The organism is Candidatus Omnitrophota bacterium (assembly GCA_023227985.1).
GTDB lineage: Bacteria > Omnitrophota > Gorgyraeia > Gygaellales > Profunditerraquicolaceae > JALOCB01.
Map to the genome: position 1 here is coordinate 1 of JALOCB010000008.1, position 22311 is coordinate 22311.

Annotated in this window: 20 protein-coding genes; all 20 read right to left on the reverse strand. The window is 51.0% G+C overall.

The window, feature by feature from the left end; genetic code table 11:
- The coding region (gene ileS / locus M0R35_02780; protein ID MCK9594584.1) for an isoleucine--tRNA ligase at positions 1 to 2793 on the reverse strand (2793 nt) is incomplete at its 3' end.
- A gap of 1 nt (position 2794) precedes the next feature.
- Positions 2795 to 3655: an S-methyl-5'-thioadenosine phosphorylase gene (mtnP, locus tag M0R35_02785; protein ID MCK9594585.1), complete on the reverse strand. Its 861-nt coding sequence runs from the start codon at positions 3653 to 3655 to the stop codon at positions 2795 to 2797.
- Between the two features lie 14 nt (positions 3656 to 3669).
- A complete protein-coding gene (locus M0R35_02790) occupies positions 3670 to 4491 on the reverse strand; it encodes a pyrroline-5-carboxylate reductase (protein MCK9594586.1) in 822 nt (273 codons plus the stop codon).
- 12 nt (positions 4492 to 4503) lie between these two features.
- Complete coding sequence (locus M0R35_02795; GenBank protein ID MCK9594587.1) at positions 4504 to 5166, reverse strand: YggS family pyridoxal phosphate-dependent enzyme; 663 nt, start codon at positions 5164 to 5166, stop codon at positions 4504 to 4506.
- A 131-nt stretch (positions 5167 to 5297) separates the two neighbouring features.
- Positions 5298 to 6551 (reverse strand): cell division protein FtsA, encoded by a 1254-nt coding sequence (gene ftsA, locus M0R35_02800; GenBank protein MCK9594588.1) that lies wholly within the window; start codon positions 6549 to 6551, stop codon positions 5298 to 5300.
- Between the two features lie 10 nt (positions 6552 to 6561).
- Positions 6562 to 7410 carry a cell division protein FtsQ gene (locus M0R35_02805; GenBank protein MCK9594589.1) on the reverse strand — a complete coding sequence of 283 codons (849 nt, stop codon included), beginning with the start codon at positions 7408 to 7410 and terminating at the stop codon, positions 6562 to 6564.
- Positions 7397 to 8341 carry a D-alanine--D-alanine ligase gene (locus M0R35_02810; protein MCK9594590.1) on the reverse strand — a complete coding sequence of 315 codons (945 nt, stop codon included), beginning with the start codon at positions 8339 to 8341 and terminating at the stop codon, positions 7397 to 7399. The genes M0R35_02805 and M0R35_02810 overlap by 14 nt, the downstream gene beginning before the upstream one ends.
- Entirely contained in the window at positions 8332 to 9207 is an 876-nt protein-coding gene (murB, locus tag M0R35_02815; protein ID MCK9594591.1) for a UDP-N-acetylmuramate dehydrogenase, read from the reverse strand. Before murB ends, M0R35_02810 begins: the two co-directional genes overlap by 10 nt.
- Before the next feature lie 13 nt (positions 9208 to 9220).
- On the reverse strand, positions 9221 to 10609 hold the full coding sequence (murC, locus tag M0R35_02820; protein ID MCK9594592.1) for a UDP-N-acetylmuramate--L-alanine ligase: 1389 nt from the start codon (positions 10607 to 10609) through the stop codon (positions 9221 to 9223).
- Positions 10575 to 11360 carry a peptidase MA family metallohydrolase gene (locus tag M0R35_02825; protein MCK9594593.1) on the reverse strand — a complete coding sequence of 262 codons (786 nt, stop codon included), beginning with the start codon at positions 11358 to 11360 and terminating at the stop codon, positions 10575 to 10577. The genes murC and M0R35_02825 overlap by 35 nt, the downstream gene beginning before the upstream one ends.
- Positions 11353 to 12441: a UDP-N-acetylglucosamine--N-acetylmuramyl-(pentapeptide) pyrophosphoryl-undecaprenol N-acetylglucosamine transferase gene (locus M0R35_02830; GenBank protein ID MCK9594594.1), complete on the reverse strand. Its 1089-nt coding sequence runs from the start codon at positions 12439 to 12441 to the stop codon at positions 11353 to 11355. The genes M0R35_02825 and M0R35_02830 overlap by 8 nt, the downstream gene beginning before the upstream one ends.
- A gap of 15 nt (positions 12442 to 12456) precedes the next feature.
- The gene (gene ftsW / locus M0R35_02835; protein MCK9594595.1) at positions 12457 to 13554 is read right to left on the reverse strand and encodes a putative lipid II flippase FtsW; all 1098 of its coding nucleotides are present in this window, start codon (positions 13552 to 13554) and stop codon (positions 12457 to 12459) included.
- The gene (locus tag M0R35_02840) at positions 13541 to 14821 is read right to left on the reverse strand and encodes a Mur ligase family protein (protein ID MCK9594596.1); all 1281 of its coding nucleotides are present in this window, start codon (positions 14819 to 14821) and stop codon (positions 13541 to 13543) included. Before M0R35_02840 ends, ftsW begins: the two co-directional genes overlap by 14 nt.
- A gap of 11 nt (positions 14822 to 14832) precedes the next feature.
- Positions 14833 to 15924 carry a phospho-N-acetylmuramoyl-pentapeptide-transferase gene (gene mraY / locus M0R35_02845; GenBank protein ID MCK9594597.1) on the reverse strand — a complete coding sequence of 364 codons (1092 nt, stop codon included), beginning with the start codon at positions 15922 to 15924 and terminating at the stop codon, positions 14833 to 14835.
- Positions 15925 to 15943: 19 nt separating this feature from the next.
- A complete protein-coding gene (locus M0R35_02850; GenBank protein MCK9594598.1) occupies positions 15944 to 17344 on the reverse strand; it encodes a UDP-N-acetylmuramoyl-tripeptide--D-alanyl-D-alanine ligase in 1401 nt (466 codons plus the stop codon).
- A complete protein-coding gene (locus M0R35_02855) occupies positions 17332 to 18786 on the reverse strand; it encodes a UDP-N-acetylmuramoyl-L-alanyl-D-glutamate--2,6-diaminopimelate ligase (GenBank protein ID MCK9594599.1) in 1455 nt (484 codons plus the stop codon). Before M0R35_02855 ends, M0R35_02850 begins: the two co-directional genes overlap by 13 nt.
- Entirely contained in the window at positions 18764 to 20488 is a 1725-nt protein-coding gene (locus M0R35_02860) for a penicillin-binding protein 2 (GenBank protein MCK9594600.1), read from the reverse strand. Before M0R35_02860 ends, M0R35_02855 begins: the two co-directional genes overlap by 23 nt.
- Before the next feature lie 33 nt (positions 20489 to 20521).
- Entirely contained in the window at positions 20522 to 20920 is a 399-nt protein-coding gene (locus M0R35_02865; protein MCK9594601.1) for a hypothetical protein, read from the reverse strand.
- A 1-nt stretch (position 20921) separates the two neighbouring features.
- Positions 20922 to 21824 (reverse strand): 16S rRNA (cytosine(1402)-N(4))-methyltransferase RsmH, encoded by a 903-nt coding sequence (rsmH, locus tag M0R35_02870; GenBank protein ID MCK9594602.1) that lies wholly within the window; start codon positions 21822 to 21824, stop codon positions 20922 to 20924.
- Between the two features lie 11 nt (positions 21825 to 21835).
- Positions 21836 to 22273 carry a division/cell wall cluster transcriptional repressor MraZ gene (gene mraZ / locus M0R35_02875; protein ID MCK9594603.1) on the reverse strand — a complete coding sequence of 146 codons (438 nt, stop codon included), beginning with the start codon at positions 22271 to 22273 and terminating at the stop codon, positions 21836 to 21838.
- Positions 22274 to 22311: the final 38 nt, after the last annotated feature.

Sequence of the window (22311 nt, forward strand, 5' to 3'; positions counted from 1 at the left end):
GCTCAACACAACCGCCAGGCATTTATCGCATATCCGGTTGTGCGTGGGATCCCGTCCTACGGACTGTGAATAATTCCAACAGCGTTCGCATTTGGTTCCGTCGGCCTTAAGCGCCTGAAAAGCGATATCGGGATAATTAGCGTCCGCCGCCGCCGAATGGTCGATAACCCCGGCGAGTGTTATATCAACACGCGAAACCTTGAATATCTCGGGCAATTCCGCCTTCAGGCTGTCTAAATATTTATACCAGGATTCACTCTTTGTCAATACATTTATTTTAGCGTCGAAAGAACTGCCGATCATTCCGGATACGCGTTTGCCTTCCAACATCCCGGTAACAGTGGGAATAAGCCGCATAATATCATTAAATCGTTCGCAGTCGGCCTTATCCTGTTTTTGCCCCGCGCGATCCCCGGCCATAACAGGCCAACCTGCAAGATGCACGCTGACCAACCCCTTATCAGTCTTTTCTTTCGGCATATGCATCCAGATATCCTCGGCGGTGAACGCCAGTACCGGCGCCATAAGCCTGGTCAAAGAATTCACTACTGTATACAGAGCGGTCTGCGCCGCCCTTCTTTCCGGCGAGTCTTTGCCGGCGGTATAAAGCCTGCCCTTGACCATATCCAGGTAATACATAGAAAGGTCCTCGTTGCAGAAATCATATATGCCTTTATAGGCCTTTTGGAAATCAAACTCATCATAACTGCGGCTGACCTGCGACTGGACTTCCTCCAGCCTGCGGATTATCCATTTATCGATATTCCGGAATGCATCAATGTCCGCCCGGCCCTGATCCGGGTCAAAATCGTAAAGGTTGCTCAAAATGAACTTCGCGGTATTGCGGATCTTGCGGTACGCTTCGGAAAGCCGCAGGAGTATCTGCTCTGAGATCCGGATATCCTCGTTATAATTGCTGGACGCGGTCCATAACCTGACGATGTCCGCGCCGGACTTTTTGATGATATCCTGCGGGGGTATCACATTGCCCATAGATTTGGACATCTTCCTGCCCTCGCCGTCAACCACGTGGCCGTGGGTCAGCACGGTTTTAAAAGGGGACTGCCCTTCAATGCATATAGCCGGAATAAGCGACGACTGGAACCAGCCGCGATGCTGGTCAGAACCTTCCAGGTACAATTCGCTGGGAAATCCCAGATAAGGCCTCTTGCGCAAAACCGCCTGATGGCTGACCCCGGAATCGAACCAGACGTCGAGTATATCCACGCCCTTGGTGAATTCTTTACTGCCGCACTTGGCGCAAGCCAAACCTTGCGTCAGATAATCCTTAATATCACGGATAAACCAGCAATCAGTGCCCTCATCAGCGGTGAACTGCCGGAATTTTTCAATAACGTTAAGGTCCAGTATTTCCTCGCCGCAGTTTTTACAGATCACCGATGGGATAGGCACGCCCCAATAACGCTGGCGGGACAAACACCAGTCCGGCCGCAGGCCGACCATCGCCGAAATCCGCTCCCTGCCCGCCTCGGGGACAAAGGAGATATTGTCTTTTATCTCTTTAAGCACCTTTTTGCGCAGGTCGTCGTGGTCGATCTTCAGGAACCACTGGTTGGTCGCCCGGAAGATGATCGGTTTCTTGCAGCGCCAGCAATGCGGATAAGAATGCTGAAAATTCTCCGATAACAACAAATCGCCCTGGGCCTGAAGCTTTTCGATGATCAGTTTATTGGCGTCATAGACATGCATGCCTTTAAATTCGCCGGCGCTCTCGTCAAAATTACCCCTTGTATCGACGGGCATAATGATCTCGAGTTTATACTTTAACCCGGTCATATAATCATCAGCCCCGTGGCCCGGAGCAGTATGGACCAGGCCGGTCCCATCTTCATCTGAGACGTAATCCGCCAGGACGACCTTGCCTTTGCGCAGCCCGAACGGGTGGTCATAAACCAGGCCTTCCAGGTCTTTGCCCTTGATCTCTCGAATAACCTCGTAATTAGCAATGCCCATTTTCCCCAAAACATGTAGCCGGACATTGGCCACAACAAGATTCCCCTTATTTGTCTTTATATAGGAATAAACAAAATTCGGGTTGACCGCTACCGCCACATTGGCTATCAGCGTCCAGGGCGTAGTGGTCCAGATAACCAGGCAGCTCTCTTTCAAAAACGCCTTATTCTCTTCAAGCTTGAATTTAACAAAAACCGACGGCGAGGTATGGTCTTCATGTTCCACCTCCGCCTCGGCCAGGGCAGTCTCGCATTTATAGCACCAGTTAACCGGTTTTAAACCGCGATAGACATAACCATTCTTGACCAGGGTCGCGAAAGACGCCACAATCCCCTCTTCGTATTCACGGCTTAAAGTCAAGTATGGATTATCCCATTCGCCCAAAACCCCCAGCCGCTTGAATTCCTCGCGCTGCAAGGAAACGTATTTCATGGCGTAATCGTGCGCCTTTTTGCGGAACTCTACCAGGTCGATCTGGTACTTATTTATCTTGAGCTCCTTAAAAAGCGCGTGCTCTACGGGGAGCCCATGGCAATCCCATCCCGGCACATACGGGGAATCAAAACCGCGCATGGTCTTGTATTTAACCACAAAATCCTTGAGGGTCTTATTCAAGGCATGGCCTATATGGATATTGCCGTTGGCGTAAGGCGGGCCGTCATGCAAAACGTATTTCGGTTTGCCTTGCGATTTCTTGCGGATCAAGCCGTATAGACCTTGTTCCTGCCATGCCTTGAGGAATTCAGGCTCGCGCCTGGGCAGATCGCCTTTCATCGGGAAATCGGTCTTGGGCAGATTTAAAGTGTTTTTGTATTCCATTTTATTTTATGTACTTTCCTATGATCGGTTTAAGGTCTTTTTTGGTCTTTGCCGGGACCGCTTTCGGGTCTGTGGCAAATGCGTACTTAAGCGCGTCGGCGCAATTACAGCTCCTCTGCATTGGTATCTCCTGGATCAGCTTCTTGATCACCTTCTTGGAATTCTCCACATTAAGCCGGAAATTCTGGCTGACCATATCCATTGAAACCTCTTCCCCGCTCTCGTACCAGCAATCGTAGTCGGTGATCGAGGCTAAAGTGACATAACAGATCTCCGCTTCCCTGGCAAGTTTGGCCTCGGCCATATTGGTCATTCCGATTATATCCATACCCCAGTTGCGGTAAAGGCGGGATTCCGCCTTGGTCGAAAACGCCGGGCCTTCCATATTTATGTAATTGCCGCCATTATGCGCTCTCAGCCCCAGGGACTTCACGCAGTTATAGACCCTGTCCCTTGTGTCATTGCATATCGGGTCGCCGAAAGCGATATGCCCGACGACACCATTGCCGAAAAAGGTCATCTTCCTGGCCTGGTTGGTCCGGTCCACGAACTGGTCCGGCAGGACAAACTCAAGCGGTTTGAAATCCTCTCTCAGGCTCCCGCAGGCAGTCACTGAAATCATCTTGGATACGCCGAGTTTTTTCATGCCGTAAACGTTCGCCCGGTAATTAACCTCGCTGGGAAGTAAACGGTGATTTCTGCCATGGCGCGGGAGAAAAACAACCTCCTTGCCGCCAAGAGCTCCGATAATAAATTTATCCGAAGGCTTGCCGAACGGCGTGGCTAACGCCACTTCCTTTATTTTCTTGATCCCGTCAATGTTGTATAACCCGCTTCCGCCGATGATCCCTAACCTTGCCATATGATGTTATCCTTTTATTTAGCCAATTCGCCTGCCCGTTTCAAAGCCGCCTGCGCCGCCTCTTCCCAGGTGCCTTGGGCGTGTAAAACTTTTAATGCGGCTTCTGTGGTGCCGCCTTTAGAAGCGACCTGCTTTGCCAGCTCGCCCGGCGCTATCTTTGTTATCCGCAGCACGCTCAGGCTGGCATTGACCGTGCCGGCTGCCAGAAATGCCGCGTCCTCGCGGTTAAAACCCACCGCTTCCCCTGCCCGTTCCAGCCGTTTCATCAGATCATGCCGGGTATGCTCCGGGATATTCAAAGGATCGATCTGGTTGCTATCGATAAAGTCAAAAACATACCCCGGGCCGCTGCCGGATATGGCGGTAACCGCGTTCATCATATTCTCTTCGACTACGCGGGTCACGCCCAGATACGAAAACAGGTCCTGGCTGAAAATAAGGTCATCCTCCGAAGCGAACGCTCCCCGGGACAGGCAGGTGACCGACTCCCTGATCTTTGCCGCGAGATTCGGCATAACCCGGATCACCCTGACTTTGCCCAGGACCTTTTCTATGTGTTTTGTAGTGATGCCGGCGGCGATGGAGATCACCAGCTGCGATCTCAAACATCCTCGGAGCTCTTTTAACGCGTGTTCAAAATCCTGGGGTTTTACCGCCAGGATCAGGGCTTCGCTTTTATTTACCAGACCCCGGATATCCGCGGCAGCTTTTATCTCCGGCCCTTTTACCGCCTTGGTTTTATCCTTATCAAAAACTAAAATATCGTATTGCGCGGCAATGCTTTCGGCGATCGCCGAGCCCATATTCCCATAACCTATAATGCCTATTTTATTCATAGTTTCCTCCCGTCATTGGAATATCGCCCGGCCGATCCTGACCATTGTGGAGCCCTCTTCCACCGCTACTTCAAAATCATCGGTCATCCCCATTGAAAGTATATCTAAACCCGGAATCGTATCCTGAAGTTCCCTTAACTTCCGAAAATACGGTCTGACCTTCTCAGGGTCATCCACTGCCGGGGCTATGGTCATCAGCCCCAGAACCTTTATATTCTTCAAGCCGGCTATGGCCTTAACCAGGGCTTCTAATTCATCGGGCTTTACTCCGAATTTCGAAGCCTCCGCAGAGGTATTCACCTCGACCAGGATATCCTGGATCTTGCTGATCTTCGCCGCCTGCTTATCCAGCTCCGCCGCAAGTTTAAAACTATCGACCGAGTGGATAAGATCGAAGGTCTTTACTGCGTCTTTCGCTTTATTGCTTTGCAGATGTCCGATCATATGCAGGCTGACAGCCGAACGCCGCAAAACGGGATCCGCCAATTTAGAAAGAGCTTCCTGCACCTTATTCTCGCCTATAACCAAAACGCCTGAAGCAATAGCCTCATTGACCTGTTCTACCGTCCGGTTCTTGGTCACAGCCACCAGGGTAACCCCGGCAGCCGGCCTGCCTGACCTGGCGCAGGCTGACGCGATACGTTCCTTAATACCGGCAATGGCGTCAGGCATCATTTTAACTCACGCTAAATTAAGATGTTATTATACAAACAGACCTTTTCAAGGTCAACATAAAAAACCGCATAAAATTCGTTATAGACCGGAATAACGGCAGCTATTTTCATACTGCCTGATCACTTTTTTCATCAGAAATATTCCCGGTATATCTCACTGGCTTTATAGATCAACCTGGCCAGAAGATTATTGGGATACGGCCCGGGCATAGCCGAGGTTTTGGGAAGATACCCCGGCAATCCCTTGGCGACCATCCCCATAGCCGTAACATAGGCAAGATATTTATGGCCGGATAGCTCCGGGTTATTATTGAGGAACCGCGTAAGCGCGGGGTGGGAGATCCTTCCTAATTCAACCGATATCCCCAGGATCGACTCCAGGCTTTCCAGGAATCCTTCCTGCTGCATCGTCTTTCCGGTAACGATGAAATTATTGATGTCGGAAAGATAAACGTTCTTCTCAACGGCATCCTTGATCGACTGGCACATTGACTTGGCCTTTGAGGTTATTATCTCGCAGACCAGCCGCTGTTTTATCGGCCGATAATCATTGTCCCTGCGGATAAGCACTTCCTTGTCTTCCCGCATCAGGCTGCAGTTGCCGATCACCCCCTGCTCGACCTTGATATCTTCAGCCAGGCTTAACGGTATATTCAACGAATCCGCCAGGACAGTTGAGAAATCATTGCCGCCCATAGGGAATATCTGGAGGTTGCGCAGGATCCCGTCTTTGAAAATAAGCAGTTCGGTTATATCGCTGCCGAAGTCGCAGATAACATTGGTCCCGTTCTTAAGTTCCGGGGAAAAAATCGCCTCGCTGGTGGCCAGCCCTGAGAATGTCAGTTCTTTCGCCTCAAAACCGGCCTGGTTCAATACGTGGGTTATCGTCTGAACCGAAGCGAGTTTGGCGCAGATAAGAAAAAGGTCCACCTCCAGCCTGTGGCCGTAAAGCTCGATAGGATTGGCGATACCGCTTTTATGGTCCACCGCGTAACTGAAAGGTATCTGGTGGATTATCTCATCGTCGATATTCGAGCCTAATATCCTGGCCTGTTCGATGACCTTATCTATGTCGGTCGAGGTGATCACCTTGCTGCCGCGCTGCGCCAAGGGGATGACGCCCCGGCTGTGTTTGGTGATTATATCTTCTCCGGATATGTTCGTATATACCGACTTTATCCTGATCCCGGACCTGGCTTTCAATTCTTTGATGACCCGGCCTACAGCGTCAACCAGCTCTATTGAATCCACGATCGCGCCGTTCTTCACCCCGGCCGAAGGTTGAGTGGTGAAACACATACTGATTATCTCGCCATTCCTGATCTGGGCCAGGATAGCCGATATCTTGCTCGAACCTATATCCAAGGCACAAATATAATTATTCATACTCCCCTGTTCACATCCTCTCTCTGAACTTTATGACCGGTTCCTGGAACCTGAGATCGATATAAGTTATGTTAGCCAGGTTATTCCGCACCTGGACAAGCAAATTAGCCAAGAGCCTGAGCTTGCCGTCAATGCCGTCCCGGCCGACCTTAATCTCCATCTCCCGGCTGAAATATGCTGAATTTTTCTCCTTAGTATAATCCGATTTCCCCGCCGGCACAAGGATAAAGATCGCCGCGCTGCTCAAGCTTGACACATCCACCCGGCTGATCCGGTAATTCCTTAACGCGGGGTTAGAGCCGGCTTTCTTGATTATATCCAGCGCCAGGCGCGCCTCCTCCGCCTCGATCCTTCTGCCGTACTTGGCCCCAAAGACCTTACGCTCTATGCCGGATATCAACGGCGGATCAATGGCTTCGGCCGACGTATCCGCTGGCCTCTCGAACAGAACCATATTTTCGTCGATATAAAAGAACCGCGAGGTTTTTATACAGGCCAACGCCTTGCGCTGCAGAAAATCCACGAATAACCGGTCCGGCAAGAACCGGGTTATCCATATTTTTTTATAATTAGGATAGGACCTGGATACGCGCGAGGCCTCCCGGGCCAGATCGATGGTAAAGATATTCCTGCCTTTCAGGTACGAAAAATCCCCGTTCTCCTCCAGGGTGATGCTGTTGCCCTGGCGCAGGACAATCTCCTTTACCTTGAAATATTCCAGCCCCTTAAGCTGCTCATATCCGTAGATCAAAACCGCAATAACCGCCATACCGCAGATAAGCTTGATTACAGTCAATTTATCGAGCTTCATCTTTATGCGCGGAAAAGAAAAGGGGAATCTTAATCTATTTTTTTTCATAAGCCAACTCCAGCATCCTGACGCATAATTGCTTAAAATCGATCCCCTGGCTCCTGGCGGCTTTCGGCAAAAGGCTGGTAGCCGTAAGCCCGGGGATATTGTTCAGTTCCAGGACATAAGGGGTGTTTTCACGGCCGAGGATGATATCCACACGGGAACAACCGTAACAGCCTAATGCCTTGTGCGCGGCCAGGCCGCAGGCCTTCACCTTGCAACAGGTATCTTCGTCCAATTCAGCCGGGACGATATATTCAGTATCCCCGGACCTGTATTTGGCATCATAATCAAAAAACCTGGATTTGGGGATTATCTCGACCACTGCCATCGGCTCATCCCCCAGGATACCCACTGTCAACTCCCTGCCGTTTATATATTCCTCGATCAACACTCTGCGGTCCGCCGCAAAAGCCTCATCCAGCGCCTTGTCCAATCCTTCGCGCTGGTCAATGATCGACAAGCCTATGCTTGAGCCGTTCATCACCGGCTTGACCACCCAGGGCAGCCCGAAATCACAGTTGCCGGCCTGCTCCCTGGCATTGGCTTTATCCGCCAAAAGAACAAACCTTGGGACTTTTAAGCCCGCCGCGATAAATATCCGGTGCGAGGCGGCCTTATCCATAGCCAGGCTGCTCGCCTTTGATCCGGAACAGGTAAAAGGGATATTCAATCCCTCCAATATCGCCTGGATCTTGCCGTCCTCGCCGAAATAACCGTGCAGGGCTATAAAAGCGCAGTCGATTTTATGCGACTTTACCAACCTGATATTCTCATCGGGATTATCCGTAAGTATATCGATAGGAACGAACTCCAGCCCTAATTCCCGAAGGCTGTCGCATACCCCTTTAGCCGATCTCAGGGATATCTCGCGCTCGGAAGACGGCCCGCCCATAAGCACGCCGATCCTGCCGAACTTTTTCGTATCTATTTCCATATTCTTATTTCCGTTTCAAGGTTTACTTTAAAATCTCGTTTTACCTGTTTTTTGATCAGAAGGATCAGGTTTAAAACATCTTTAGCCCTGGCATTTCCCAGGTTGATGATAAAATTGGCGTGTTTGAGAGAAACCGCGGCAGAGCCTATCTTTTTCCCCTTTAACCCGCTCCGATCGATCAACTTTCCGGCCGGTAGAGCGGCAGCCGCGGGATTCCTGAAAACACACCCGGCGCTGGGATACGAATAATCCTGATTCTGTCTGCGCCTGGCGATATATTCCCGGATTTCGCGCAGTATCCTCGTTTTATCCCTTTTGCGCAGCCTAAAAACCGCTTCCAATACTATATATCGGGAAAGCCCCGAATCGCGGTAAGCGAATTTTATCTCTTTTGCCTTAAGTTCTTTTATTTCGCCATTATAATCCATCACCCTGACGGTTTCAACCAGATCTGCGATAGTCCGTTCTCCTGTTTTACTATTTCCGCCCTTCACGGATATGCCGGCGTTCATAACCAGCCCGCCGCCGATAGTCCCGGGTATGCCGGCAAGGAATTCCGCGCCGGACAGGGATTTAAGCCGGCAAAAAGAAATGAATCTGCTTAATAAAACCCCGGCTCCTGCCCTTACCCTGCAACTACCTTCCAGGGATATCCTTTTGAACACAAAAGAATCCAGCTTTATGACCAGCCCTTTTACCCCTTTATCGCCAGCCAGTATATTACTTCCCGCTCCGATCACCCGCGCGCTTATCCGGGCAGCCTTGGCCAGGCGCACAATATCCCGCAGTTCCCGGGGATCATTCGCCTTGGCCAATAACTCCGCCGGTCCGCCGATCCTGAACGTGGTATAACCTTTTAATGGCACTTTTCTTAGAATCTTACTTTTTAAGCCGTTGGGCCAATTCATCGCAGTTTTTTATGATATCCCCCGCTCCCAGGGTGACCACCAGGTCTCCCGGCTGCAGGGTTTTCAAGATATGCTCGGTTATTTTATCCTTAGGCAGGAATTCCAAAAATTTTCCCGGAGAACGGCGCCTTATCCGGTCACAGAGCGCAAGGCTGTCAACCCCTTCTATGGGCTGTTCGCCGGCGGGATAAATATCGGTGACTATTATGCAGTCAGCCAGGTCAAAGCTCGCGGCGAACTCATCCATCAGCATCTGTGTCCGGGAAAACCGGTGCGGTTGAAAAACCGCGACCAGACGCTTAGACTTGAAATTCCGCAGCGCGGACAGGCTGGCCTTGATCTCCGTGGGATGATGCGCGTAATCGTCTATAAGGGTATAATCCCCGTCGGTGAATTTCACCTCCAGCCTTCTGCCTGCGCCTTTATAACCGGCCAGCGCCCTTTTGACCACCTCCGGGCTTATTTTCAATTCCATAGCCAGGGCGATCACCGAAAGGGCGTTGGAGATATTATGCGTTCCGCCAAGGGCCAGGCGAAAATGTTCCAGCGGCCTGCCGCGATAGAAACAGTCGAACTCCGAACTAAGGCCTTCCATTTTTATGTTCCCGGGGCGGACATCCGCGCCGTCCTCCAGGCCGAACATCACCCGTCTCTTCCCTGAGGCTGCCGCCAACGCCCTTAAATTAATGTCGTCGCTGCAGCAAAAGACGCATCCGTCCTCTTGGGTCTTATTTATAAAATCCCCGAAGGTCTGGATCTCATTAGAGAAATCTTTATAATAATCCAGGTGTTCCCGGTCAACGTTGGTGATTATGGAATATTTAGGCTGGTAATAAAGGAATGACCCATCGGATTCATCCGCTTCTGCAACGAAATAATCCCCGCATCCGCTTTCGGCGTTATTGCCGATATTCTTGAATATCCCGCCGATGGCCATAGTAGGGGAAAGTCCCGCTTCGAGAAGAAGATAGGCAACAAGCGACGATATGGTGGTCTTGCCGTGGCTGCCGGCGACCGTGATCACCGATTTATCCCGCATCAACTCAGCCAGCGCCTGCGCCCTTTTTATCAAGGGTATACCCAGCCTGCGGGCCTCCCGGATCTCAGGGTTATCCTCTTTTATCGCCGAAGAGTAAACTATAAAATCCGCGCCCCGGGTATTCTTCTCCTTATGGCCGATGAATACCTGCGCGCCGCTGCCCCTTAACTCACCGGTCATCCGGTTCTCTTTCAGGTCGGAACCGGTCACTTTATGCCCGCGGGAAATAAACAGCCGGGCGATCCCGCTCATCCCTATCCCGCCTATACCGATGAAATGATAATGTTTAATCATACCCCTGGTCCTTACGCCAGCTCTCATCAAGCTCGCGTATATTTTTTAAAGAATAAACGTATGACAATGCCCGTTCAAAGTCCCTGCGGTCCCTTAACGCCTGGCAAAAAGAAACAAAATCAGCCTTGCCGAAACGCCGGATCAGATAATTTATCACGCTGACTGATTCAGCGTAGAAAATCATTACCCGCTCGGTGTCGCTCTCATCGATATGCTGCGGATCGAGCAGCGCCATCTCGCTCAGAGGAATAAGCCTGCCTGAACGGTGAACTGTCTCAAGGAACTTGTCCACTCCGCCTTTTTGCATCGATCCATGATAAGAAGCCACGCCCTCATCAATCCATAGCGGGACAGCCGGGTTGGAAAAACCCACGAATTCGCGGAAAATTATATGGCCGATCTCATGGGGCAGAGTCCTGTTAAAAAAACCATCCTCGGACACAAAGGCGTAGACCACTTTATCCTTGGGCATAGCCGCGCCCGCCGACCAGGCCGGCCGCCCGGTACCTTCCTGATATTCCTGGGCATTATCGTAAACATAAATGGACGCGCGGTTATCCCACAGCCAGAAATCAAACCGCAAAAACCCGAGTTCCCGGGTTATAGCCTGATAATACCCCTCCGCCTTGTCCTTCACCTCTTCAATGAATTTTTGCGGCGCGTTTTTGTAATATACCACGAAATGCGTGGACTTGGAAGCGTTCCATTGCTCCGCCTGCAGCCAAGCGGGGAACTGGGCAAAAATGAATACAACAAAGAATAAGATGTATTTAGGCATTGAGTTCCAGCACAGCCTCCGCCAAAAGCTCCGCGGCAGGCTGGCTTTTGACCCCTTCAAAAGCCAGGCGCATATGCTCCAGCCTCAATGGATCATTAATAAACCCTTCCACTACCCCTTTTAATTTACCCGGGGACAATCCTTCTTCCTCTATCACTATCGCGCAGCCTTTCTCGGCCAAAACCCCGGCGTTGGCTGACTGATGCGCGCCGGCGAATGGATACGGGATGATCACCGAAGGGAGCTTGAACAGGATCAATTCCGAGACCGTGGCCGCGCCCGCCCGGCAGATAACCAGGTCAGCGCAACTGTAGGCGTAGTGCACCTCTTTCAAAAAAGGCAGGACAACCGCCCCTATTCCCGCCTCGGCGTAAAAACGGCCCAGCATCCCGGGATCGGCGTTGCCGCAAAGATGGATCACCTGCAATGCCTCTTTATCTTTTAATCCGGCAAGCGATCTGACCGCTTCGGAATTTATCCGTTTGCTCCCCTGGCTTCCCCCAACGATGAATAAAGTAAATTTTCCTTTTCGCAATCCGAGATGCTCAATGGCCACCCCTTTGTCCACCCTGAGCAATCCCCTGCGCAAAGGGTTGCCGGTAACGACTATCTTTTCCGGGCAACACCCCAACAACCGCCCGGTCCGGTCGAATGAAACCGCGAACTTATCCACGAACTTCACCAAAAACCGGTTAGCCTTGCCAGGGATAACGTTCTGTTCATGGATAACGGTCCTGATCCGGAAGAACCATGCCCAAAAAATCACCGGCAGGCTGGCAATGCTGCCGAAACCTACCGCGATATCCGGCTTGAATTTGATCACGATGAGCAGGCTTTCCCAGAGGCCTTTGGCTAAATTAACCAGGCTGCGCAGGTTTTGCCCATCCAAGCGCAAATTAAGGGATGTCACGGATACATACCGGACCTTATGCCCGGGCACCTGCAATCCTTCCTTTATGCTTTTACGCGGCAGGACCAGCATCGTGTCAATGCCGTTGTCTTTTCTCTTTACCTCGTCCAGAAAAGCCAAAGCGGGAAAAATATGCCCGCCGCTGGAACCCGTAGCTGCCAGTATTTTCATTCAGATCCGACTCCTTTAATGCGATTCGCCGCCCCGGGCCACATTCAACAAAAGACCGACGCTGACCAGGTCGAAAACAAAAGACGACCCTCCGTAACTAATGAAAGGCAGCGGCAACCCCTTGGTAGGCAGTATACCGCAGGAGACTCCGATATTGACCATAGCCTTAAGGCAGATCATAGTCAAGAGCCCCAAACTGAGGAAATACCCGAAATTATCCGAGGCGTTCCTTATTATCTTCATTCCCAGCCTGATAAAAATCACGAACAGGAATATTATTGCCAATGTCCCCAAAAGCCCCATCTCCTCCCCGATTATGGAAAAGATGAAATCCGTGTGCGCCGCCGGGAGGTAAAACAGCTTCTGGCGGGAATGCCCCAGGCCTGTCCCGAAAATCCCTCCTGAACCCAGGGCAACCTGGGATTGTATGATCTGGAAACCGCTCTTCTGAGGGTCAGCCCAAGGATTGATGAACGTCATTATCCTGGCCCGGCGGTAAGGAACGCTGAAGATCAGAATGTACAAGACCGGAAGGCTGCATAAGACTAACGAGAGCAGATATTGAAATTTAACCCCTGCGACGAATAGCATGACAAAAACCACCATTCCCAAGGCCACGGTAGTCCCCAGGTCAGGCTGCATCATGATCAAAAGCGCGACCAGCCCGAGCACAGCCATCACCGGCAGGAACGCCTTCCAATGCGCCCTGACCTCATCGCGCCTGCGGGTAAGAAAATCCGCCGCGTAAATTATCATCGCCAGGTTTGCCAGTTCCGCCGGCTGAAAAGAAAAAAACTTGAACCTGAACCACCTTCGCGCGCCGGATACCTCCCTGCCGATGCCGGGGATAAGCACCAGGGCCAAAAGGAACAACGATATCAACAAAATAGGCAGGCTGTATTTGCGCAATTTCCGGTAATCAAAGCTCATCACAGCAAAACCCAGGGCCGCCCCGATCAACACAAAACTAAGATGCCGCTTTAGGAAGAACGCGCTGTCTTTATATCTCTCCAGGGCATATATGGCCGAAGCGCTGTAAATCATCACCACGCCGACGCAGACAAGGATCATTGTGGTTATAAAGAATTTTATCCGGATATTACGCAGCGTCATTAACACCTGCCTTTGCCAGTTTAAATACCGCTTCCTTAAAAGCCCTGCCCCGATGCTCATAGTCACAGAACATATCATAACTTGAGCACATCGGCGATAAAAGCACACAATCGCCGCTGGACGCCTTGGCGAACGCCCGCTCTACCGCCTCTTCTAAGGTTCGCGCTTCACTGGTTTTGATCGAGCCTTTCAACGCCGATTTGATCTTTTCGCAAGCCTCGCCGATCAGCACCGCCTCTTTTACCTTTTTGCGGGCCGCGGCCAATAATGCCCGGTAATCCACGCCTTTATCCTTGCCTCCGGCGATCAGAATAGCTTTAGACGCGATATTATTAAGAGCCCAGATCGCCGACTCCACTGTTGTAGCCTTGGAGTCGTTGACGAACCGCACGCCTTTTATTACCGCGACTTCTTCCATGCGATGCTGGAGCCCTTTAAATTCTTTGAATACCTTTAAACAAACTTTTTTATTTATTCCCAAAAGCGTTCCTACGGCCAGGACAGCGGACTGATTGGGATTAAGGCCTCTTTGATCCTTGAAGAACACCACCTTGGCCCTGCTTTGGCCGGCAACCTTCCTTAATTCCTTGTCCCGGCTGTTCAATACCAGATGATCGGAAATATCCTGATTAAGAAAAATGCGTTTTTTTGCCCGGATATACTCCCTCATCCCCTTGTAGCGGTCAAGATGGTTCTTGCTGACATTGGTGATCAGGCTGATCCGGGGTTTAAAACTTTGGACCTTCTCCAACTGGAAGGAACTTATTTCCAATACTACATAGTCGCAAGGCCTTATCTTCTTTAGTTCACCGGTAAAAGGATTGCCGATATTGCCGCAGACAAAAGGCCTTTTCCCCGCGGCTTTCAGGATCAAACCGATCAGAGTGGTTACGGTGGTTTTTCCGCTGGAACCGGTCACCGCGATCACAGGGGCAGGGCATAAGATCCAACCGACTTCTATTTCGCTGATCATGGGAATGCCGCGCTGCTGGGACCAGACCACGGGTAAAGCCGTATCCGGGACCCCGGGGGAAATAACTATGATATCGCGGCCTGCGATGAATTCTTGGGTATGAGCGCCCAGTTCACGCTTGATCTTGGCTGATCTCAACAACCGGGCGTTCTTTTGAGTCTGAAAATCCCTGCGGGAATCTGTAACGCTGACCTGCGCGCCCAGATCGTATAACAGATTGGCGCAGGCTAAACCGCTGCGGGCAAGGCCTACTACGGTTATTTTTTTATCTTTGAAATACCCGGTATTCCGCATGTATTTAATGATTACCTCGTCTTCAATGTAACCAAGGTAAGCAAAGCGAAAATAATGGCTACGATCCAGAATCTCACGATCACCTTATTTTCAGACCAGCCGAGGAACTGAAAATGGTGGTGCAGCGGAGCGATCTTGAATATCCTTTTGCCGGTGAATTTGAACGAAAAAACCTGCAGGATCACCGATAACGCCTCGAGCACGAATATCCCCCCGACCACTACCAAAAGGAACTCTTTTTTTATCAGTATGGCTATTGTCCCCAATGCCCCGCCCAGGGCTAACGCGCCCACATCGCCCATAAATATAGCGGCGGGATAACAGTTAAACCATAAGAAACCCAGCCCCGCGCCGATCATCGCGGAGCAGAAAACTGTCAACTCTCCGCTGCCTTTAATGAACGGGATGAGAAGGTATTCGCTGAAGCGGATATTGCCTGAGACATAACAAAGAACGCTGAAAGCCACTGCCGCCATAACCACGCAACCGATAGCCAGGCCATCCAGGCCGTCGGTAAGATTAACCGCATTGGAAGTCCCCGTAAGGACCACGATCACAAAGAGTATGTAAAATACGCCCAGTTCCAGGCCGATATCCTTGAGCAAAGGGATATCCAGGCGGGTGCTTATCTGCGGGTCGAGGAAAATTATCGTTCCGATAACAAGCCCGAGGACTATCTGGCTGGTGAATTTGGCAGAAGCGGTCAGGCCCTTGGAGCATTTACGGATATGCTTGAGGTAATCGTCCATAAAACCGGTCAATCCCAGCCATAAGGTGGCGAACATTACCAGAAGCACGTATTTGTTCAAAAATTCCGACCAGAGCAGCGTGGAAGAAAAAATAGCCAGCAGGATCATCAAGCCGCCCATGGTAGGGGTCCCCTGCTTTGATTCATGCAGTTTATGCAGGGTCTCGCTTTCCTTGCGGTCGCGGATATTCTGTCCGATGCTTAAAGACTTGATCTTGTTGATGACCCACGGTCCGAAAATAATGGTGACCAGGAAGGCGGTCAACGCCGCCATGATCGCGCGGAAGGTGATATAACGGAATACGTTAAAGAAGGAGATTACCTTGTGCAGCGGATAAAGCAAATAATATAACATTTTAAATTAGCGAAACCCCTTAGCGGTCAACCCCGAAAAAAACATCTTCCATCTTCATCGCCCGCGATCCTTTCACCAGGACCACGTCATCGGCTCCGACGCGCAGATCCTTACGCAGGATATCCCGCGCCTGAACGGACCTATCGCATTGAAATATGTCTGCGTCGGCAAGGCCGGAATTCCTCGCCGCTGCCGCAGCGGCAGCAGTTAATTTCCCCACAGCGATGAATTTATCGCAAGACCTCGCAGCCTCTATACCGGCCTGATAATGACAGGCCTCTTTCATCTCTCCCAATTCCAGCATATCCCCCATCACAAATATCTTCCTGCCCCTTGCCTTGAAATCCCCCAAAGCCAGCGCTGCCTGACGCAGGGATGCCGGGCTGGAATTATACGTATCGTCGATGAAAACGCACTCCTTCGCCCTGATCAGCCTCAGCCTGCCTTTAGGGAACTCGAACGCGGATAAGCGGCGCGATATATCTTTATAAGGCACGCCCATTATCCTCGCAGCGGATATCGCAGCCAGGGCATTATAAATATTATTATACCCTAATGTATGCAAAATAAACTTATATTTTTTACCGGACTTGAATTCCAGGGACCCCTGCCCTTTTTTAATCATTAAAGCGGAGAAATCCGCGGGTTTATCGATCCCGAAGCTCACGATAAAAGGCCGCAGTCCGGCAGAGCGGGATTTAACCCTAAGAAGCCTGTCATCGGCGTTAACTACTGCCACGGCCGGGGACCGCAGATGCCCCATAAGCGAATACTTTTCCTGCAATACGCCGTTCAGATCCTTGAAATATTCAAGATGCGAAGGCCCGATATTGGTTATTATGCCTATATTCGGCCGGCAGATCTTAGACAGGTATGATATCTCCCCAAAATCGCTTGTCCCCAATTCCAGCACGCAGGCCTGGTGTCCGGCTTTCAGGCCGAGCAGGGTCATCGGCAGGCCGATATGGTTGTTTTTCGTTCCCGCGGTCTTCAGCACATTGAACCTGTCCGCGAGTATCCAGGCGAGCATCTCTTTAGTGGTGGTCTTGCCGTTAGAACCGGTTATGGCGATGACCGGGATATCAAAACGACTGCGGTGAAAAGAAGCGATATCGCCCAACGCCCTGGTCGTATCCCTGACTGCGATAACCGCGCAAGGAACGGATCGAGCCAGCCAAGCGGTATTTCCCGGCCTATCCATATATCTTTGTTCACATATGACACAGCCTGCGCCTTTTTTTACCGCGGACCTTATGAAATCATGGCCGTTGAAATTGTCGCCTTTTATGGCTATAAAAGCCTCGTTTTCCCTTAGGGTGCGGGAATCAATAGAGATTCCTAAAACCCCGGTTTTACCGGGCCGCTTTCTTGATATCAGCTTGCCCGCGGTAGCGGCTAATAATTCTTCTATCGTAAACACTCTCTCACTGCCTCTCTATCGTCGAAATGGATGACCTTGTCCTTTATTATTTGATAATCTTCATGCCCTTTGCCGGCTATAAGCACGCAATCCCCCTTGCCGGCGATCTGCAGGGCTTTGCGGATCGCCTCTCTGCGATCCGGAATAACGCAATAATTCCCCTCTTTCATCCCTTTTCGGATATCGGATATGATCCCTTGAGGATCCTCTGACCTGGGGTTATCATTGGTCAGGACCGCCTGATCCGCCAACTCGCTTACCACACTGCCCATTTTAGGCCGTTTATCTTTATCCCGGTCTCCGCCGCAGCCGAAAACCACAATTATTCTCTTGCGGCAAACCTGGCGTAAAGCGGTCAGGACATTTTTCAACGCGTCCTCGGTATGGGCGTAATCCACAAAAACACAAATATCTTTGCCGGTATCCACCTTTTCCAACCGGCCCGGGACCAGGGTGAAATCTTCCATAGCCTGACGGATAACTGCGGGGCCTATCCCTTCCTGAACAGCCCAGGCAAAAACAGCCAGGATATTATACACATTGTGCCTGCCGATAAGACGAGTCTTGATATCCGCCTTACCGCCGGAAAAGATTATCGTGAACTCCGTCTTCTCCATATCTAACCGGATATCCTCGGCGGTTATATCCGCGGCCTGATCTATACCGTATGTCACGACCCGGCAGCGGGAGGCTCCCTTTATCCTGGCCGCGTATTTATCGTCATTATTGACCACCGCAAAGGCGTCCCGGGAAAGGCCCAGGAACAGTTTTTCCTTTGCCCGGTAATATCCCTCCGCGCTTTTATGGTAATCCAGATGATCCTGGGTCAGGTTGGTGAATATCGCCGACGTTAATTTAATGCGTTCCGTCCTGCCTTGAGCAAGCGCGTGGGACGACACCTCCATCACCAACTGATCCGCGCCTGAGCCCAGCATCTCGGCCATCATTCCCTGAAGTTCCAGCGGGCCGGGCGTAGTATTTTTTGAGGGGATCACCCGGTTGGCAAAGCGGTAATTTATCGTTCCTATAACCGCTGGAGCGCGGCCGGCTGCTTTTAAGACCGCCTCCATAAGGTAAGTCACGGTCGTCTTGCCGTTGGTTCCTGTAACCGCGGCTACCCGCATCTTTGCCGAAGGATCACCGTAGAATTGCGCAGCCAGATCAGCCAGCGCATGGCGGCAATCGCGCACTTTAATAATGCTTACATTACCCGGAAGGCCGGGATCGGCATTCTCCTGGTCAGTGACCACGGCCCCGGCCCCCTGCTTTATCGCTTCCGGGATAAAAAGGTTGCCGTCAAGGCTCGCTCCTTTTACAGCTACGAAAAGATGGCCCGGCCGTGTTTTCCTGGAATCACAGCTTAAGCCGGAAAGCTCAAAGTCCCCGGCGTCAACCAGAAGCCGGCTGCCTTCCAGAGATTTAATAACCTGAGTTAGATTCATTAAAAACCACGATCTCGCTGGATGTTTCCTGGTTTCTCAAATACCTGAGCGCGTCGTTAACCAGGTTCTTAAAAACCGGGGCTGAAACCACGCCGCCGAAGTACGACCCCCGCGGTTCATCGACCGTTACCACTACCGCTATATCAGGGTCTTCCGCCGGAGCGAACCCGATAAAAGTAGCCATAAACTTACTGTGCGAATATGTCCCGTTAGGCTCGAGTTTCTGGGCGGTCCCGGTCTTGCCACCGGCGGTAAAATCCGGGGTCTTGGCAAGCGTCCCCGTGCCGTTCTCAATCACGCCGATAAGCAGTTTCTTGACCCTGGCCGCGGTTTCCTCGGATATGACCCTGCGCACAATAACCGGGGAAAAAGATTTGATCAATTCCCCTTGTTTATCACGGATCTCTTTCACAATATACGGCTTCATCAGCACCCCGCCGTTGGCTATGACCGATACCGCCGAAACCAGTTGAAGGGCGGTAACCGCCACTTCCTGGCCCATAGGCACAGCTGCGATCGAGCCTTTTTGCCAAACCTTCAGGTCCCTGACTATGCCGGATACCTCCCCGGGCATATCCACCCCGCTCTTCGCCCCGAAACCGAAAAGTTTTATATACCGGTGCAGATTCGCGGGGCCGACCTTTTGGGCCACTTTACAGGTGCCGATATTACTGGACTGTTCGATCACCTCACGAAAAGTAAGCCAGCCGTGCGGCCTGTGGTCGTGCAAGATCCTGCTGGCGATCTTGTATTCGCCGTTCTCGCAAAAAAAACGGTCATGTTCGGCGGCAGATCTTTCTTCGATCGCGGCAGCTGCAGTCACGATCTTAAACACCGATCCGGGCTCAAAGATATCGCATACAGCCCGGTTGCGTATCTGGTCTTTAGAAACGTTGGAATGCCGGTTCATATCGTAACCCGGGCGATTGGCGATGGCCAGGATCTCTCCGGTGCGCGGGTTCAATACGACTATGGAAGCGCCTTTGGCCCGATACAACCGATAGGCCTTATCCAGTTCCCTCTCGGCGATATACTGGATCACTTCATCTATGGTCAGAACCAGGTCAAATCCGTCCTTGGGGGCGGCCATATCCTGATAAATATCCAGTTTTTTGCTGCGGGCGTCCCGCAACATAACCGCCATCCCAGGCTGGCCTTTAAGGTATTTTTCATAATACAATTCCATCCCTTCAAGCCCATTGTTATCCATACCGGCGAAGCCTATGGCCTGGCAAGCCAAATATCCGTTGGGATAACAGCGTTTGCTTTCCTTGATCGTGCCGACGCCTTTGAGATTAAGCCTCTTAAGCGCCTCTGACTGCTCGGAGGATATCTTGCGGCTTAGCCATACAAACGCCTTGTTCCTGGCTAAACGGCCCCTTAAATAAGAGCTTTCGCAGCTCAGTATAGGCTGGAGGTTGCGGATAATATCTTCTTTTTCTTTTTCTGAAAGATTATTCGGCGCGGCGTACAATGAATCGCATGGCAGATTGACCGCCTGGGGTTTAAGGCCGCTGTCATAGATCGTCCCCCTGCGCGGTTCCAGGTCCACCGGAACATAATGCTGTTTCCGGGCCATGCCGGAAAGATATTCCGAGCGGAAGAATTGTATGTATAAAAGGCGGGCTACGCAGAGGGCAAAAAAAACAAAGAATAATAAGAATGCCGCTTTAGTCCTGCGGCTGTAGTTAGCTATATACACAACTATATGGGGTTAGGGATCGACGGCTATCTTTTAATTGCCATCAACCCTGAATATAGAAGAGGTGTTGATCGTCTTAGCTTCGGCCTGACGGTTAACGCCGAAGATACGCGCCACCAGGTTCTCTCTCCGGGGAGAACGCCTGTTCACTACTCTCACTCTGTCATTGGGATTGACCAACTTCACCAGACAATAGTTATTCGGCATCTGAAAATCGCCTGAACCGGAAAGTTTATTACCGATCTTTACCAGCGAAGTCGATCGTTTCAGATTATATCTCAAGACAGAATTTTCATCGAGTAGGGCCTGGAAACAACGCGTGCTTTTTTGACCGTCATAAGCCAGACGAAAAACCTCCGTCTGCTGCCAGACGTAAAGAAGGGAGAAAACGGTGATAGCGAAAGCCAGAATTATAAATCTGGACAGCTTCATATTATACCTTTTCCGCGACCCTGAATTTTGCGCTGCGGCTGCGCGGATTATCCTGGGTTTCGGCGCTACCGGGGGTCAGCGGTTTAGTAGTAATTATCTTTATGGTGCCTTCCGTCTGGTATTTGCGGAAGGTATGCTTAACTACCCTGTCTTCCAGGGAATGAAACGATATGATACATATGCGCCCGCCTTTTTTCAAAAGGCCGATCGATTTTATTATCGCGCTTTCCAGCGCCTCAAGCTCCCGGTTCACCGCGATGCGCACCGCCTGGAACGTCCGCGTCGCCGGATGGATGCGATAATGGTACTGCCGGTACCGCGGGGGGATCGCGTTGACCACGATCCTGCTCAATTCCAGCGTCGAGGATATCGGGTGCCTCTGCCTCTCCATAACCAAATTATGCGCGATGCGGTTATGCCAGCGTTCCTGGCCGAACGACCACAAAAGGCTGGAGATCTCTTCTTCGTTAAGGTTGTTTATCAGGTCGTAGGCGCAGATGTAACTGTTCCTGTCCAGCCGCATATCCAGCGGCCCCTCGGACTGGAAACTGAAACCTCTTTCCGCGTTCTGCAATTGGAATGATGATACCCCTAAATCAAATAATATACCATCAACGCTGTCCACATTCAAGCCTTTTAAGAGGGTATCGATATCGGAAAAGTTCCCGTACACGAACTGCGCGTTGGCCTGGCCTAAGGCGGCGATCCTCTCCTGAGCCAGGCGGATCGATTCCTGGTCGCGGTCTATCCCGATCAGCCTGCCCTCGGGGGATATCTCCTGCAATATCCTGTTGCTGTGTCCGCCCATCCCTAACGTGGCGTCCACGATGATCTGTCCGGGTTTCGGATTAAGATATTCGAGAACTTCCATCAGCATTACCGGCTTGTGAATTTCCTGTTCCATGGCAATCGGGATTAACCTTCAACTAATTTCTCCGCTATCTCTTCAAACGACTGCCGCCAACTCCCATAAAATTCCTGCCATTTCTCCTTGGACCAGATCTCAATCCTATTTGAGACTCCGATGATCATAATGTCCTTTTTGACTTCGGCATAATCTTTAAGGTATTGCGGAAGAAGTATCCTGCCCTGCTTATCCGGAAAAAGCTCGCATGCGCCGGAAAAATAAAGGCGGTTAAATACGCGGGATTCTTGTTTAGTGAACGGGATGGATTTGAATTTCTGTTCCTGGCTCCTCCACTCGTCTTCAGCGAACATAAAAAGGCATTTATCCAGGCCGCGGGTAACGAAGAATTTTTCGATATAATTGCCCTTGGCCGCTTCGCGGAATTTTGAAGGCAGGATAAGCCTGCCTTTTCTGTCGATCGAATGGAGATACTCTCCGTAGAACACTTTTCAGCCCCCTCCCCACTTTATTCCACTTTCCACCA

Coding starts and splice junctions, on each gene's coding strand:
- mtnP (MCK9594585.1), bottom strand. CDS start 3,655: ATGGCAAGGTTAGGGATCATCGGCGGAAGCGGGTTATACAACATTGAC.
- M0R35_02790 (MCK9594586.1), bottom strand. CDS start 4,491: ATGAATAAAATAGGCATTATAGGTTATGGGAATATGGGCTCGGCGATC.
- M0R35_02795 (MCK9594587.1), bottom strand. CDS start 5,166: ATGATGCCTGACGCCATTGCCGGTATTAAGGAACGTATCGCGTCAGCC.
- ftsA (MCK9594588.1), bottom strand. CDS start 6,551: ATGAATAATTATATTTGTGCCTTGGATATAGGTTCGAGCAAGATATCG.
- M0R35_02805 (MCK9594589.1), bottom strand. CDS start 7,410: ATGAAAAAAAATAGATTAAGATTCCCCTTTTCTTTTCCGCGCATAAAG.
- M0R35_02810 (MCK9594590.1), bottom strand. CDS start 8,341: ATGGAAATAGATACGAAAAAGTTCGGCAGGATCGGCGTGCTTATGGGC.
- murC (MCK9594592.1), bottom strand. CDS start 10,609: ATGAGAGCTGGCGTAAGGACCAGGGGTATGATTAAACATTATCATTTC.
- M0R35_02825 (MCK9594593.1), bottom strand. CDS start 11,360: ATGCCTAAATACATCTTATTCTTTGTTGTATTCATTTTTGCCCAGTTC.
- M0R35_02830 (MCK9594594.1), bottom strand. CDS start 12,441: ATGAAAATACTGGCAGCTACGGGTTCCAGCGGCGGGCATATTTTTCCC.
- ftsW (MCK9594595.1), bottom strand. CDS start 13,554: ATGACGCTGCGTAATATCCGGATAAAATTCTTTATAACCACAATGATC.
- M0R35_02840 (MCK9594596.1), bottom strand. CDS start 14,821: ATGCGGAATACCGGGTATTTCAAAGATAAAAAAATAACCGTAGTAGGC.
- mraY (MCK9594597.1), bottom strand. CDS start 15,924: ATGTTATATTATTTGCTTTATCCGCTGCACAAGGTAATCTCCTTCTTT.
- M0R35_02855 (MCK9594599.1), bottom strand. CDS start 18,786: ATGAATCTAACTCAGGTTATTAAATCTCTGGAAGGCAGCCGGCTTCTG.
- M0R35_02865 (MCK9594601.1), bottom strand. CDS start 20,920: ATGAAGCTGTCCAGATTTATAATTCTGGCTTTCGCTATCACCGTTTTC.
- rsmH (MCK9594602.1), bottom strand. CDS start 21,824: ATGGAACAGGAAATTCACAAGCCGGTAATGCTGATGGAAGTTCTCGAA.